General features: G+C 64.2%; 11 protein-coding genes and 2 pseudogenes. 6 read left to right on the plus strand and 7 right to left on the minus strand.

Features of this window, described 5'->3' with window-relative positions; translation table 11 throughout:
• Positions 1 to 504, plus strand: a pseudogene (locus EOA79_RS21615) (hypothetical protein); the annotation flags it as partial.
• Between the two features lie 66 nt (positions 505 to 570).
• Here EOA79_RS21615 and EOA79_RS21620 read toward each other — a convergent pair.
• A complete protein-coding gene (locus tag EOA79_RS21620; protein WP_095824633.1) occupies positions 571 to 2,127 on the minus strand; it encodes a serine hydrolase in 1,557 nt (518 codons plus the stop codon).
• 386 nt (positions 2,128 to 2,513) lie between these two features.
• On the opposite strand from EOA79_RS21620, the gene EOA79_RS21625 reads away from it, so the two are divergent.
• Positions 2,514 to 3,407, plus strand: a complete 894-nt coding sequence (locus EOA79_RS21625; RefSeq protein ID WP_095824634.1) for a hypothetical protein — start codon at positions 2,514 to 2,516, stop codon at positions 3,405 to 3,407.
• 41 nt (positions 3,408 to 3,448) lie between these two features.
• Here EOA79_RS21625 and EOA79_RS21630 read toward each other — a convergent pair whose 3' ends face one another.
• From EOA79_RS21630 to EOA79_RS21640, 3 genes are all read right to left on the minus strand, one after another.
• Positions 3,449 to 4,876 (minus strand): hypothetical protein, encoded by a 1,428-nt coding sequence (locus EOA79_RS21630; RefSeq protein ID WP_095824635.1) that lies wholly within the window; start codon positions 4,874 to 4,876, stop codon positions 3,449 to 3,451.
• A gap of 376 nt (positions 4,877 to 5,252) precedes the next feature.
• Entirely contained in the window at positions 5,253 to 5,762 is a 510-nt protein-coding gene (locus tag EOA79_RS21635; RefSeq protein ID WP_095824636.1) for an Hsp20/alpha crystallin family protein, read from the minus strand.
• A gap of 90 nt (positions 5,763 to 5,852) precedes the next feature.
• Positions 5,853 to 6,329, minus strand: coding sequence for an Hsp20 family protein (locus tag EOA79_RS21640; protein ID WP_066992873.1), 477 nt, complete (start codon positions 6,327 to 6,329; stop codon positions 5,853 to 5,855).
• A 347-nt stretch (positions 6,330 to 6,676) separates the two neighbouring features.
• Here EOA79_RS21640 and groES point away from each other — a divergent pair, with 347 nt between their 5' ends.
• The 3 genes from groES to htpG all read left to right on the plus strand — a co-directional run bounded on the left by groES (position 6,677) and on the right by htpG (position 10,836).
• Complete coding sequence (gene groES / locus EOA79_RS21645) at positions 6,677 to 6,991, plus strand: co-chaperone GroES (RefSeq protein WP_066992870.1); 315 nt, start codon at positions 6,677 to 6,679, stop codon at positions 6,989 to 6,991.
• Between the two features lie 52 nt (positions 6,992 to 7,043).
• On the plus strand, positions 7,044 to 8,672 hold the full coding sequence (gene groL, locus EOA79_RS21650) for a chaperonin GroEL (RefSeq protein ID WP_066992865.1): 1,629 nt from the start codon (positions 7,044 to 7,046) through the stop codon (positions 8,670 to 8,672).
• A gap of 271 nt (positions 8,673 to 8,943) precedes the next feature.
• The gene (gene htpG, locus EOA79_RS21655; RefSeq protein WP_095824638.1) at positions 8,944 to 10,836 is read left to right on the plus strand and encodes a molecular chaperone HtpG; all 1,893 of its coding nucleotides are present in this window, start codon (positions 8,944 to 8,946) and stop codon (positions 10,834 to 10,836) included.
• A 160-nt stretch (positions 10,837 to 10,996) separates the two neighbouring features.
• Here htpG and EOA79_RS21660 read toward each other — a convergent pair whose 3' ends face one another.
• A complete protein-coding gene (locus EOA79_RS21660; protein ID WP_095824639.1) occupies positions 10,997 to 12,619 on the minus strand; it encodes an ABC-F family ATP-binding cassette domain-containing protein in 1,623 nt (540 codons plus the stop codon).
• 216 nt (positions 12,620 to 12,835) lie between these two features.
• On the opposite strand from EOA79_RS21660, the gene EOA79_RS21665 reads away from it, so the two are divergent.
• On the plus strand, positions 12,836 to 13,162 hold the full coding sequence (locus EOA79_RS21665; protein ID WP_164747035.1) for a GYD domain-containing protein: 327 nt from the start codon (positions 12,836 to 12,838) through the stop codon (positions 13,160 to 13,162).
• Between the two features lie 28 nt (positions 13,163 to 13,190).
• Here EOA79_RS21665 and EOA79_RS21670 read toward each other — a convergent pair whose 3' ends face one another.
• Together EOA79_RS21670 and EOA79_RS32925 are read right to left on the minus strand one after the other, a co-directional pair.
• Entirely contained in the window at positions 13,191 to 13,934 is a 744-nt protein-coding gene (locus tag EOA79_RS21670) for a 2OG-Fe(II) oxygenase (RefSeq protein WP_095824686.1), read from the minus strand.
• A 79-nt stretch (positions 13,935 to 14,013) separates the two neighbouring features.
• Positions 14,014 to 14,314, minus strand: a pseudogene (locus EOA79_RS32925) (hypothetical protein); the annotation flags it as partial.

Here is a 14,314-nt window from a genome sequence, read left to right on the forward strand (position 1 = left end):
GTCGAAAAGATCCTGCTGGTCGAACGTGATGTCGATGTTCGAGACTTCGAAATTCTGAACCTGTCGCGCGACCTCGAAGCCACCTTTGTCGTCAACGAGATCGATCCGACGCTGTGGTTCAACATCGTGCGCGACGAGAACGAGATCAAATACGCGACGACGCAGTTAGCCCTCGACTACAAGGACCTGCATGACGCGATCGGCGACGAGGCGGTGGAGGCCGCGGTCGCCAAGCCCGACAAGGAACCGAAGATCAAGCACGAGGTGCTCGACATCCTCTATGACGCCGACCTGCTGCGCCAGCGCAGCAGGCGGTTTCTCGCCCGCGCCTGCTGGCTCTTCAGCAAGGGCAAGAGTTTCGTCGCCCTTGCACCGGTTGATGCGATCGAGACCGACACCAAATCGCAGCAGGAATGGATCGACCGCGCGAAATCGGTCCTGACGCAGACAAAGTCGGGCAGCGGCGACTGCTTCAAGCTGCTCCGCTACGGCCAGGCATCCTGAGCCCGCTGGTCTTTGTTTTGATGCTGTCGTTCACCCAGAATCGCCGCACGGCTCTGGGTGAAGCGATCAGTCTCCCACCCGCTGCAGCCTGCCCAGATGATTGTCGTCGAGGAACTCGATCGTCATCGCCGAGGCCTTGCCGTCGGGGCCGACGACGAAGCTCACGCCCGCCGGCCGGTCCGGCGTCTCGGCGTCGGGATGGGTCAGGAACAGATCGGCGTCGAAATGCGTCAGCGAATAGGACCGCGCTCCGGCCGGTCCGACCTCGAGCACAAGGCCGTCGCCCGCGCTCGACACGGTCACGCCGCCGATGAAGTCATTGCCGTAGCGGCCGGAATAGGCGCTGGCCGGCCGGGCCGGCCTTGGCGGAGACGGAGGCGCGGCATATTCGGCCTTGGCCGCGGCGATCGCCGGACCCAGCATCCCGGCATAGATTCCGTCCCAGACCTCGACCCAGTCCTTTTCGACTTTTCCGTCGAAGACCAGATCGGCAAAGCTGTCGGACAACCCTTCCGGGACACCGGTCGGGAAGGCGTTCGTAAGGATAACGATGCCAAGCTTCTCCTGCGGAAACAGCGTCGCCACCGTACGCGCACCGACGCTGAAGGCGCCTGCATGGCCCCAGCTCAGGCCGTGCCGGCCGAAATCAATATTCCAGCCGAGGCCATAGAAAGACTCGCCTCCGGTTACGGGATTGCGGCCGAGCGCCATCTGAGGCAGATGCGTCTGTCGCAGCGCATCGGAAGCAATCAGCCTCCGGCCGGCATAAACCCCGTCGCCGAGCACCAGGCGCATCCATTGCATGAGATCGCGCGCGCTGGAATTCACGCCGCCCGCCGGTGCCTGAGGATCGACATTGCGCTTGACCTTTGCGGCCCAGACGCCGTCGATCTTGACATGCAGCGCGGCGCGATTGGCGCGGCTGATGAAGTCCGCGTGACGGGAGCTGGTCGCGGCCATTCCAAGCGGGCGGTAGAGCTTTTCCTCCGCGACCGTCTCCCAGGGCTTGCCTGTCGGCTTCGCGGCCGCCACGGCACCCTCGGTCAGCCCGAAATTGCTGTAGGAATAGCCGGCGCGAAAGCTCGACGATGGCGACACAAAGCGGAGGCGGCGAAGGATTTCGGCGCGGTCGTAGCCGATGCCCTCAAGGTCGTCTCCGGCAGTGCCGGGAAGGCCGCTGCGATGCGTGAAAAGATCGCGGATGGTGACTTCGCCGGTGGGATAGGGATCGGCAAGGCGGAAGGCCGGATCGAGATCGGCGATCTTCGAATCCCAGGATACCACCCCGTCGCTGACCAGCGCGGCCACGACGGTAGCCGAGATCGGCTTCGAAAGGGAGGCGATCTGGAACACCGTGTCGGCGTCGACCGGCTCCGGTCTGCCGGCTTCGCGATGCCCGAAACCCTTGAGGAAGATCACCTTGTCGTCATGCACGACGCCGATGGCAAGGCCGGGGACGGCACCATCGGCGACGGCGGCTTGCGCCAGCGCTTCGAGCTTCGGCAAGGCGGCGGCGATGCGCGCGGGCGTGACGGGATCGGCCGATGCCGCGTGCGGCCAAAGCGCCAGTCCGGCGATGAAGGCCAAAACCGTCAAATGACAGAGATCCCGACCAAGCCGCATCGCGCTCCCTTCCCTGCATTCACCCTAAGATTGTACAGGCCGGCACCGGCCTGGCCAAGCCCTGCGCCGCCCTGATCATCCTCCCAATCGACTGGTGTGGCGCCGGGTGCGTCCCTCACCTCTGGGCCTGCGCCCGCCTTAGAAGATCCGGCCGTCCCCGACATCATGGCTGTGCTCTGGACACGAAAGCTTGCGTTCCTTCGCGCCCCCCTCTGTCCTGCCGGACATCTCTCCCACTTGGGGGGAGATCAGATGTGGCGCCGGCTTTCGCCAATCATCGCGGAAGGCCGGATATTAAATTCGGGTTCTCCCCGGGATTCCGCCACGCAAAAGCCGCCAAGTCAGGCGAAGGCCACAAGGGCTTTGGTTTGAATTGGGGTTATAGAATGCGGCTGGTCTGGGCGTTTTTGTTCGCGCTGGCGAGCGGCGTGGTTTTCGCGGCATCGCCGGAGGACGACTATATCGCCGCGCGCGACAAGGCGATTTCCGACATCGCGGCGCAGGAGAGCTCGAACGCGGAAGTGGAGGCGCTCGATGGCGCCAACACCAAGGCGCTGGCCGATCTGGAAAAGCGTCTTTCCGCCATTCTCGGCCCGCTTGCGGTCAAGGATTTTCCGGCAACAGGCACGATCAATCTGCAGAGCCTGAGCGCCTCCGATATTGGCTTCGGCATGCTGGACGGGCTGCGCTACGCCAAGAGCGATGCCGGCCCGAGCATCGTCGCGACGACCCGCGGGTTGGTCGAGCGCTGGCTGCGGTCCAAGGCTGACGAGGACGATGAAGGCCTCCGGCTGCCCGCCGGCATCGACGAGGCGCTCAAGCTAGACGCCTTCTATACGCAGGCGATCGGCAGCGACGCCGCATTCGTGAAGACGCTCGACTTTTCACTGAAGAAGCCCGAAGGCGCCGATATCGCCGTCGCGCGGCTCGGCGGCTGGACCCAGGATGTCGGACCGATCTACGACCAGCAGGTCGTCGTCGCGGTCGTCAAGGGCGACCGCGTCCTGGTCGCCGAGGCGCCCGCGTCCCCGCCCGTGCCGAAGATCGCGGCCTGCGAGGCGCTTTGGACCGCGGCGGACGCGGCTGCCCAGAAATTTCAGCAGGCCTATCAGAACTCGGACCTGAAGGACCAGCAGGCCTATGATTCCGCCAACGCCGCCTGGGAAAAAGGCGACGGCGATTATCGCGCCTGCATGGGCGAGCGCCTGCCGGGCGATCCGGGCTTCCCGGCACTGCTTGCCGAGGCCCAGCAGCTTGCTGACCGGATGACCGGCAAGTAGGCCCAGAGCGATGAAGCGCTGAGCTGGCTAGACACCCTTCCTCAGCTCGCGGCGGCCCTCATGTTTCGCCGGCGCCTGGCGGTGGGTCGCGCCGGCTCCACGATATGCCCGTTGGTGACATGCCCGTTCGTCACGGGCACAACATCCTGCCGGGCCCGGGCGTCCGTCACCCTGTGCAGCCGCTCGTAAGGCAGCAGCTCCTTGATGCGGGCATTCAGCGTCTCGACCTCGGCGCGCAGGTCCTCGCATTCCTGTTTCTGGATATCGAGCTGGATCTGCTCCGACGCCTGCTGCAGCGATAGCTGCGAGAGGTTGGTACTGATCACCGACAAATTCTTCTTGTCCAATTCGCTCTCGTTCCTGAGAACGGCAAGCTTCTCTTCCGCGATCTGCCGCTCGGTCACGGCGTCATTCAACTGCGCCCTCAGTCCTGTCGCCTCGGCGACCGCATCGGTCTTGTCGATGGAGGCCTGCTCGAGCCGCGATTGCAGCTCCTGGATTTCGGAGCGCAAGCCGCGCAGCTCTGCCCGGCTCCGCGCCAGCTCCGCCGCGCCATCGCTTTCGGCAATGCGGGCGGCTTCGGTTACCTCGGCAAGCTTGGCCTGCGTCGTCTCCAACGATTTCTGCAGCCGGGCCTCCTCCTTCTCGTGGCTGCCGAGCTGGGCCACAAGTTCGGCAATCCGCGTGGCTTCGTTGGCGTGGGTCGCCGCGAACTCGTCGAATTTGTGCCGGGCCTCGGCCTCGCGCTTTTGCGCCTGCTCCAGCTCGATCGAAAGCCCGACCTGCTTCTCGCGCAGCAGCTTGTTCTCGACAGCGCGCCTGTCGGCTTCGACGGTCTTGGCCGTCAGGGTCTTGACGATCTCACCGAACTCAGCCTCGCGCCTGGCGCTCTCATTGCCCATCTCGACCATTTCGAGCCGCACCGCTGCAAGCGCCTCGCGCAGCGACTCCCTGTCCTGGACGAGACTTGCCTCGCGCTGCTGCCAGGCCTCGGCCGCGCCGTCGCGTTCGCGCTGCTTGCGCGTAGCGTCAAGCAATTGTTCCGACAAGGCCTTGTGTTCGGCGCCCAGAGCGGCGTTCTCCAGCTCCAGCTCATTGGCGCGCAGCGCATCGCGATGCAGGGCGTTCAGGATATCGCGCGTCATGTGGTGCGCTGTGGCGATCTCGGCCAGCCTTGACCCGATCTCCTCCAGATGACCCTGTCCGTCGCGGAAGAGTCCGGAAACGGCTTCCAAGGCGGCCAACCGTGTCTGGGTGTGCGGCGTCAGCCGGGAGGCGGAAGCCTCGGACTGAGTCTCGCCCGGCGGATCCTCCTCGCTTGCCGCCAGGTCGGCGGCAGAATCGTATCCCGGGGACGTCTCTTCGTCAGCCGAAAGACATTCTTCGAAAGCCTCTGCCAGATCCGACTGGAGCTCTTGAAATTCCTTGTCTACGTCCTCGGCCCGTTTGATCAGGGATTTGAAATTCATAACGGCACACCTCTTACGCTCACACCCGCCGTATTACTTAACGAATTGCTAATCTAGCCCTTAACGTTCCGTACGGGAAGCCTGACCAAAAGAAGGAAGGAATTAAGGTTATCGCGGATTTCCAGAGGCTTGCGCGGTGTTCCGTCAGCGGCATCTGCGCTCAGCGCGGTAAACGGTTAGAATGGCCTGCGTCGGCCGCACGTCATCGAGCCGCAAGCGAGCACCTGGCGCCCGCTGCGGGCGGATCACTCGTTGGAAAGGGAGCCGTTCCACGCTCCAGCCAGCACCTACGCCAGCGTTGGCCGTTCCATCTAGCGCCGAGGTTCCGTCATGCCGCAGGGGCCGGACCCGTCGGTCCAACCCCTGCATCCAGGCATCAGCTCTTGATTTCGATACGCTTGGCCTGCGACTGCGCCTTCGCGGTCTTGGGCAGCATTACCGTCAGCACGCCGTTCTTGAAGCGGGCATCGATCTTGTCTTCTTCGATCTCGTAGCCCAGCGGGATTCGACGCTCGAAGCGGCCATAGATGCGCTCGGAGAACTGCCGCTCCTTGTCCTCCGTCTCGGAGCGCTTTTCACCCTTCAGCGTCAGCACGCCATCATCAAGCAGCACCTCGATGTCCTTCTCGTCCAGGCCCGGGACTTCGGCCGCCACCTTGATCTCCTTCTCGTTGTCGGAGATCTCAACGCTCGGCCAGCCGGCACCAAAGGCTGATACGCCGCCTAGGGACGGCAAGCCGGAACCGAAACCCCGGAAGACGTCGTCGAACAGCCGATTCACCTCGCGCTGCAGCGACAGGAAAGGATCGCGTTCGCCGTCGCGGAAGACACTTGGAACCTGGTTACCATTGTTTCGGCCCCAGGGAATCAGATCACGAACACTCATTTTTTTCCTCCTTTCTGTTCATCCGGAAGACAAGGCCCACAAGCGCCGGGAACATCACCCGGCGCTTGGCGCAAAGCGCGGCGAGAAGGCTCAGGCCGCCTTGTTGTCGGCCTCGATTTTCTTTGTCGCGGCCTTTGGCGATGATTTGTCCGCCGTGATCTCGATCCGGCGCGGCTTCATTTCTTCCGGGATCTCGCGTTTGAGGTCGATTGTCAGCAGACCGTTGACGAGGCTCGCATCGACGACCTTGACGTGATCGGCAAGCTCGAAGCGACGCTGGAATGCGCGGCCGGCAATGCCGCGATGCAGGTACTCGCCGTTGTCCTCGCCTGCCTTTTGGCCAGAAACCATCAGCATGTTCTGCTCCTGGGTAATGGCCAGTTCGTCCTGGCTGAAGCCTGCCAGGGCCATGGTGATGCGGTAGTCGTCCTCGCCGCTCTTGGCGATATCGTAGGGCGGCCAGTTATCAGCGGTTTCGATGCGGCTTGCGGTCTCGAGCGCGTTCAGCATTCGATCGAAGCCGATGCTCGACCGGAACAGGGGAGAAAAGTCAAAACTGGTTCTCATAGCTACATCCTCCATTGAGCAACATAGATACGAGGAGCGCCAAGGCAGCGGCGCTCCTTGACCTTGCCGGCCACTTCAGGCGCCGGCAGGTTCGATTTGGGAATTGATTCCTTTGCCGTCAAGAGGTCCGAGGCGCGCCCGTCAAAGCTGCATAATTACCTTTGTTTTCACGGCGCTAGCACTCGGCTGTTGCGAGTGCCAAAAAATTTCTTGCGGCCTCTTGAAACCGGCGCGTGCAAAACCAAATCCACAAGCGCGAGGCCGAAAGGATCGCGAGCCCCGCTCCGGTCCTTCCGGTCCGGAGTGGAGGAACCTCTCAAAATCTGTTTGTCCCGAAGGAGAACGATATGAAGTTCCATCCATTGCATGACCGCGTTCTGGTCCGCCGCGTCGAGGCCGAGGAGAAGACGGCCGGCGGCATCATCATCCCGGACACGGCGAAGGAGAAGCCGCAGGAAGGCGAGATCATCGCCGTCGGTTCCGGCGCGCGCGACGAGAGCGGCAAGCTCATTCCCCTCGACGTCAAAGTCGGCGACCGCATCCTGTTCGGCAAGTGGTCCGGCACCGAGATCAAGCTCAACGGTGAAGACCTGCTCATTATGAAGGAAAGCGACGTGATGGGTGTGGTCGAGCAGACATCGGCGTTGGGAAAAGCGGCTTGAACCGGCCCAACCCGATCGGTGAATGAAAGGTGCCTGCTGAAGGAGTGTTCCAATGGCTGCCAAGGAAGTGAAATTCCATTCCGACGCCCGCGACCGCATGTTGCGCGGCGTCAACATCCTCGCCGACGCGGTGAAGGTCACGCTCGGCCCTAAGGGCCGCAATGTCGTCATCGACAAGTCGTTCGGCGCTCCGCGCATCACCAAGGACGGCGTCACTGTCGCCAAGGAGATCGAGCTCGAGGACAAGTTCGAGAACATGGGCGCGCAGATGGTGCGCGAGGTCGCCTCGAAAACCAGCGATATCGCCGGCGACGGCACGACCACCGCGACCGTTCTCGCCCAGGCCATCGTCAGGGAAGGTGCCAAGGCCGTTGCCGCCGGCATGAATCCCATGGATCTGAAGCGCGGCATCGACAAAGCCGTCGAGGCTATTGTTCAGGAGTTGAAGACCAACGCCCGCAAGGTGACCAGAAATGACGAGATCGCCCAGGTCGGCACGATTTCGGCCAATGGTGATGCCGAGATCGGCCGTTTCCTTGCTGAGGCGATGCAGAAGGTCGGCAACGAGGGCGTCATCACCGTCGAGGAAGCCAAGACCGCCGACACCGAGCTGGAAGTGGTCGAAGGCATGCAGTTCGATCGCGGTTATCTCTCGCCTTACTTCATCACCAATCAGGATAAGATGCGCGTCGAGCTCGAAGAGCCCTATGTGCTGATCCACGAGAAGAAGCTTTCCAACCTGCAGGCGCTGCTGCCGGTTCTGGAGGCGGTGGTTCAGTCGGCGAAGCCCCTGCTCATCATCGCGGAGGATGTCGAGGGCGAGGCGCTCGCGACGCTGGTGGTCAACAAGCTGCGCGGCGGCCTGAAGGTTGCGGCCGTCAAGGCTCCGGGCTTCGGCGACCGCCGCAAGGCCATGCTGGAGGACATCGCCATCCTCACCGGCGGCACCGCTATCAGCGAGGATCTCGGCATCAAGCTTGAGAACGTCACGCTGGAGATGCTCGGCCGCACCAAGAAAGTGGTGGTCGAGAAGGAGAACACCACGATCGTCGATGGCGCCGGCAAGAAGGAGGAGATCCAGGGCCGCGTCGCGCAGATCAAGGCGCAAATCGAGGAGACCACCTCGGACTACGATCGCGAGAAGCTGCAGGAGCGTCTGGCCAAGCTCGCCGGCGGCGTGGCTGTGATCCGCGTCGGCGGTTCGACGGAGGTCGAGGTCAGGGAGCGCAAGGACCGCGTCGACGATGCCATGCATGCGACGCGCGCGGCGGTCGAGGAAGGCATTCTTCCGGGCGGCGGCGTGGCGCTGCTCAGGGCCGCCAATGCGCTCGACGCGGTGGCTGCCGACAACCCCGACCAGAGATACGGCGTCGACATCGTGCGGCGCGCCATCGAGGCGCCGGCGCGTCAGATCGCCGAGAACAGCGGGGCGGAAGGCTCGATCATCGTCGGCAAGCTGCGCGAGAAGACCGATTTCGCCTATGGCTGGAACGCCCAGACCGGCGAATATGGCGATCTTTTCAGCCAGGGCGTTATCGATCCGGCCAAGGTCGTGCGCACCGCGCTGCAGGATGCAGCCTCGATCGCCGGCCTGCTCGTCACCACTGAGGCGATGGTCGCCGAGAAGCCGAAGAAGGAAGCGGCACCCGCCATGCCCGCCGGCGCCGGCATGGACTTCTAGGACGCTGGGGAGGCGCGGCGCCGACACAGCCAATCTCCCCCGACAGGGTTCAATTGGGGGAGATTGGTCGGCAGGGCAAAAGGGAGCGCGAGGGAAACGGCACCCTTCTGAATTGACAAGAACCGGAAAAGCGAGAAAGCACTCCGCGACAGATCGGCTGGCGGGACGCGTCCCCTTTGTCCTGTCGGACATCTCCCCTCATCGGCGGAGATCGGCAGCTTCGACACGCCGCGGCGCGACGGGCCAGAGTTACTATGTGGGAAGATTCTGAATGACGACGGATACCAAGACGACGGAAACCAGGACATTCGAGGCGGATGTCTCGCGGCTGCTGCACATGATGGTGCATTCGGTCTATTCGGACCGGGACGTCTTCCTGCGCGAGCTGATCTCCAACGGCGCGGACGCGTGCGAGAAGCTGCGCTTCGAAGCGATCACCCGTCCCGAGCTGCTGGGCGAGGACGCAAAGCCGCGCATCACTATTTCGGCCGACCCCGACAACAAGCAGCTTGCCGTCGAGGACAACGGCATCGGCATGGGCCGCGAGGAGATGGCCGAGGCTCTGGGCACCATCGCACGCTCCGGCACCCGTGCCTTCATCGAGCGCGTCGAGGCTGGCAAGGCGACTGAGGACTCGCAACTCATCGGCCAGTTCGGCGTCGGCTTCTACTCCGCTTTCATGGTGGCCGATCATGTCGATGTCATCAGCCGGCAGGCCGGCAGCGAGGAAGCCTGGCGCTGGTCTTCCGACGGCAAGGGCACCTACGAGATCGCTCCCGTGCCGCTTGCGGCAGCTCCCAGGCGCGGCACGCGCGTCGTGCTGCATCTGATGGACGATGCGAGTTCCTACACCACGCCTTACCGGCTCGAAGGGCTGGCGAAGTCGCAGTCCGGCCACGTGCCGGTGCCGATCACGCTTGTTGAGAAGCCGGGCGCCGAGCCGCGCGATGTCGCCGACGGCACGGCGCTCTGGGTGAGGCCGAAGAGCGACATAAAGCCCGAGGAATATACCGACTTCTACCGCAGCATCGCCGGCCAGTATGACGAGCCGGCCGCCACCATCCACTTCCGCGCCGAGGGTCGGCACGAATACAGCGCACTTGCCTTCGTGCCGGGCTCGCGTCCGTTCGATCTCTTCGACCAGGACCGCAAGGGTCGTATGAAGCTCTACGTGCGGCGCGTCTTCATCACCGACGATGCCGACGTGTTGCCGCGCTACCTGCGCTTCGTGCGCGGCCTGGTCGATTCCGCCGATCTGCCGCTCAACGTCTCGCGCGAGATGATCCAGGAAAGCCCGCTGCTCGCCGCGATCCGCAAGGGTGTCACCAACCGCGTCCTCGGCGATCTGGGCAAACTCGCCGATAACGATGCCGAGGCCTACGCCAAGATCTGGGAGAATCTCGGCGTCGTGCTCAAGGAAGGCATCTACGAGGACTACGAGCGGCGCGAGCAGCTGCTGAAGCTCGCCCGCTTCCGCTCGACCGCTTCCGGCGAGACGCTGCGCAGCCTGGCCGATTATGTCGCCGCGATGAAGGAAGGGCAGAAGGCGATCTTCTTCATGGCCGGGGAAGACCGCGCCCGGCTCGAGGTCTCGCCGCAGCTCGAAGGGTTCCGGGCGCGCGGCATCGAAGTGCTGCTTTTGACCGATCCGGTCGACAGTTTCTGGACGACGATGGCGCCGGAATTCGACGGCAAGCCAATCAAATCGGTGACGCAGGGCGCGGCCGAACTGTCGGAGATCCCGCTGCTCGACACCGCGTCCAAGCCGGATGCCGAAATCTCGTCCGAAATCGCGACCTTCCTGGCCTTCGTGAAGACGGCGCTGGGAGACGAGGTCTCGGACGTGAAGGCCTCCGACCGCCTGACCGAAAGCGCGGTCTGCCTGGTCGCACCGGAGCACGGTCCCGACCGCCAGTTCGAGCGGCTGCTCAACGCCGCCGGCCGCCTCGACAAGGCGGCGAAGCCGATCCTCGAGATCAACCCGCGGCACGAGCGCGTCACGGCGCTGGCGAAGCTCGGCGACGGCGAGCGCGCTTTCAAGGAAGACGCCGCGCATCTGCTTTACGACGAGGCGCGCGTGCTGGACGGCGACAAGCCAGCCGATGCCAGGGCGTTTTCGGCGCGGCTTGCTCGCCTGATCGAGCGCGGTTTGGCGAGGGAGTAGTGGGGGCGTTGGGCGCCTCACGGAGCCCGGATCCTGCCGTGACTTCTCACGAGGAGGCGGCGCAAGGGTGAGATCGGTCGCGATCCTTCGCGCCCCCCTCTGTCCTGCCGACGGGTCAAGGCTTCTCCACGCTACTACGCTCGGAGGTCAGAGCGCCGCCCTACCCCCTCAGCCCCGGTGCCTCTTGCCCCGTCCTGGCGACATATTCCGTATAGCCGCCGCCATAGGTGTGGATGCCATCCGGCGTGAGCTCCAGCACGCGGTTCGATAGTGCGGACAGGAAATGGCGGTCGTGCGAGACGAACAGCATCGTGCCTTCATATTGCGCCAGCGCCTCGATCAGCATCTGCTTGGTCGCCATGTCGAGGTGGTTGGTCGGCTCGTCGAGCACCAGAAGGTTCGGCGGATCGAACAGCATCAGCGCCATGACCAGCCTTGCCTTCTCGCCGCCCGAGAGCACGCGGCACTTCTTCTCGATCTCGTCGCCGGAAAAGCCGAAGCAGCCGGCTAAAGCCCTGAGCGGTGCCTGGCCGGCCTGCGGGAAATTGTCTTCCAGCGTCTGAAACACGGTGCGCTCGCCGTCGAGCAGTTCCATGGCGTGCTGGGCGAAATAGCCCATCTTGACGCTCGGACCGCGCGCCACCGAGCCCTCATCTGGCTCGGAGGCGCCGGCCACGAGCTTCAAAAGCGTCGACTTGCCGGCGCCGTTGACGCCCATCACGCACCAGCGCTCGCGGCGGCGGATCTGGAAGTCAAGGCCGGCATAGATCGAGCGGCTGCCATAGGATTTGTGGATGCCCTTCAGCGTCGCCACGTCCTCGCCGCAGCGCGGCGCAGGCTGGAACTCGAAGGCCACCGTCTGGCGACGCTTGGGCGGCTCGACGCGGTCGATCTTGTCGAGCTTCTTCACCCGGCTCTGCACCTGGGCGGCGTGCGAGGCGCGCGCCTTGAAGCGCTCGATGAAGGCGATCTCCTTGGCAAGCATCGCCTGCTGGCGGTCGAACTGCGCCTGCAGCTGCTTGTCGGCCAGCGCCCGCTGCTCCTGGTAGAATTCGTAATTGCCGGAATAGGAGGTGAGCGCGCCGGCGTCGATCTCGATCACCTTCGAAACGATGCGGTTCATGAACTCGCGGTCATGCGAGGTCATCAGCAGCGCGCCGTCATAGTCCTTGAGGAATTTCTCCAGCCAGATCAGGCTCTCAAGATCGAGATGGTTGCTCGGCTCGTCGAGCAGCATGACGTCGGGCCGCATCAGCAGGATACGGGCGAGCGCGACGCGCATCTTCCAGCCGCCGGAGAGTTTTGCAACGTCGCCGTCCATCATCTCCTGGGAGAAGCCGAGGCCGTCGAGCACCTCGCGGGCGCGGCCGTCGAGCGCATAGCCGTCGAGTTCCTCGAAGCGGTGCTGCAACTCGCCATAGCGCTCGATGATCGCGTCCATCTCGTCGGCGCGGTCGGGATCGCCCATGGCGTGCTCGAGCTCGCGCATCTCGGCTGCGACGGCGCTCACCGGGCCGGCGCCTTCCATCACCTCGGCGACGGCGCTCATCCCCTCCATGTCACCGACATCCTGGCTGAAATAGCCGATGGTAACGCCGCGATCGACTGAGACTTGGCCTTCGTCCGGCTGCTCCTGGCCGATGATCATGCGGAAGAGCGTCGTCTTGCCGGCGCCGTTCGGGCCGACGAGGCCGACCTTCTCGCCCTTCTGCAGGGCGGCCGAGGCTTCGATGAAGACGATCTGACGGCCGTTCTGCTTGCCGATATTTTCGAGACGGATCATGGGGCGGTCCGGGAAACTGCGCTGAGATGGCGGGATTTGCCCGGGGCATACGCGAATGAGGCTGCGGAGGGAAGAGGCAGAAGCGCCGCATCCGCGCGCTCGACTATTCCTTCGAGGCAGAACCCAGCCGCGGTGAAATTGATTGGCGTCGCCGGCCGATCGAGCGCTTAGTGCTGGAGCCAACCACTTGATGGGCTCTGGCAAGGGAGGTCAACCATGGCCATGTACCTGACGCGCTTCAGCTACACGCCCGAGACCTGGGCGCGAATGATCGAAAACCCCGAGGATCGCCGCAAGGCAGCCAGCTCATACATAGAATCGGTCGGCGGAAAGCTGCACGGGTTCTGGTACGCGTTCGGCGAACACGACGGGTGGAACCTGTGGGAGGCGCCGGACAATGTTTCGATGGCGTCCGTCGTGCTCGCCATCGGTGCCGGAGGGGCACTCAGCTCCTGCGAGACCACCGTCCTCCTCAGCGTCGAGGAGACGATGGACGCGCTAAGCAGGGCGAAAGCGATCCGTTATCGGCGGCCTGGAACGTAAAGCCGAGAAAAGCCGCCTCGGAGGGGTGTCACCTCGCGTCGTGGAAGATGATACCGAGCGTATGTCGCCTGCCCGAGCGCAGGCGGCTGACGCCGTGGCGCAGGTTGACGCGATAGTAACCTCGCGTGCCCTCCACGGGCCGGTTGTGCACGGCGAAGATCACCGCGTCGCCGCGCTTGAGCGGCACCACCTCGGCGCGGCTCTGCATGCGCGGGCGCTGCTCGGTCAGCACGAATTCGCCGCCGGTGAAATCCTTGCCGGGTTCGGAGAGCAGGATCGCCACCTGCAGCGGAAAGGCGAGCGCGCCATAGAGATCCTGGTGCAGACAGTTGAAGTCGCCGGGGCCGTATTGCAGCAGAAGCGGCGTCGGCTTGGTTTGGCCCTCGTCGTGGCAACGCTTTAGGAAGGCGGCGTGGTCGGAAGGGTAACGGAGCGCGGCGCCCATCTTCTCGTTCCAGTCGTTGGCAACGCCGGCGAGCCGTGGATAAAGCGCAGTGCGCAGGCCCTCGATCAGATCAGGCAGCGGATAACGGAAATAGCGGTACTCGCCCCTGCCGAAGCCATGGCGCGCCATCACCACATGGCTGCGGAAATGTTCTTCGTGCGGATAGAGCGCGGCGATTTCGGCGCATTCCTCCGGCGAAAGCAGGCCGGGCACGACAGCGCAGCCCTGGGCGTTGAGCTCGGAGACGAGCGCGTGCCAGTCCTGCGCGGCGACACGGGATTCGGCGGAGCGTCCGGCGCGTTTGGTGTTGAGGGAATGGACGGTCATGAGCGCCTCCTTTGATGCCATCAAAGTGGGGCGGAGGCGAAGCGGCGGCCACCCGATTCCTGCGGAAATGGCGCGACCTTTACGGCGAACCAGCCGCAACGAAGCCCGAGCGGCCCTGCGCGCGGCGGAATGCCTGCTGCAGGCGCGGGTTGAGGCGCACCGCGTCGCGGCCGGCCTGGATGGTCCGCTCGACCTGCTCCGGCGTCAGCCTCAGCCGGGTCGGGATGACGTTCAGCGCGGCTGCCTCGTCTGGCGGCAGGTCGGCGAAGGAGACCAGTTCAACTACATCAAGCTGCTCGACGGCGGATTGACCGACAACATCGCGGTGGTCGGCTTCGCGGAATCGCTCGACATCGCCGGCAGTCCGCACAGCCCGTTGT

This window comes from Mesorhizobium sp. M1A.F.Ca.IN.020.03.2.1 (assembly GCF_004023205.1).
GTDB lineage: Bacteria > Pseudomonadota > Alphaproteobacteria > Rhizobiales > Rhizobiaceae > Mesorhizobium.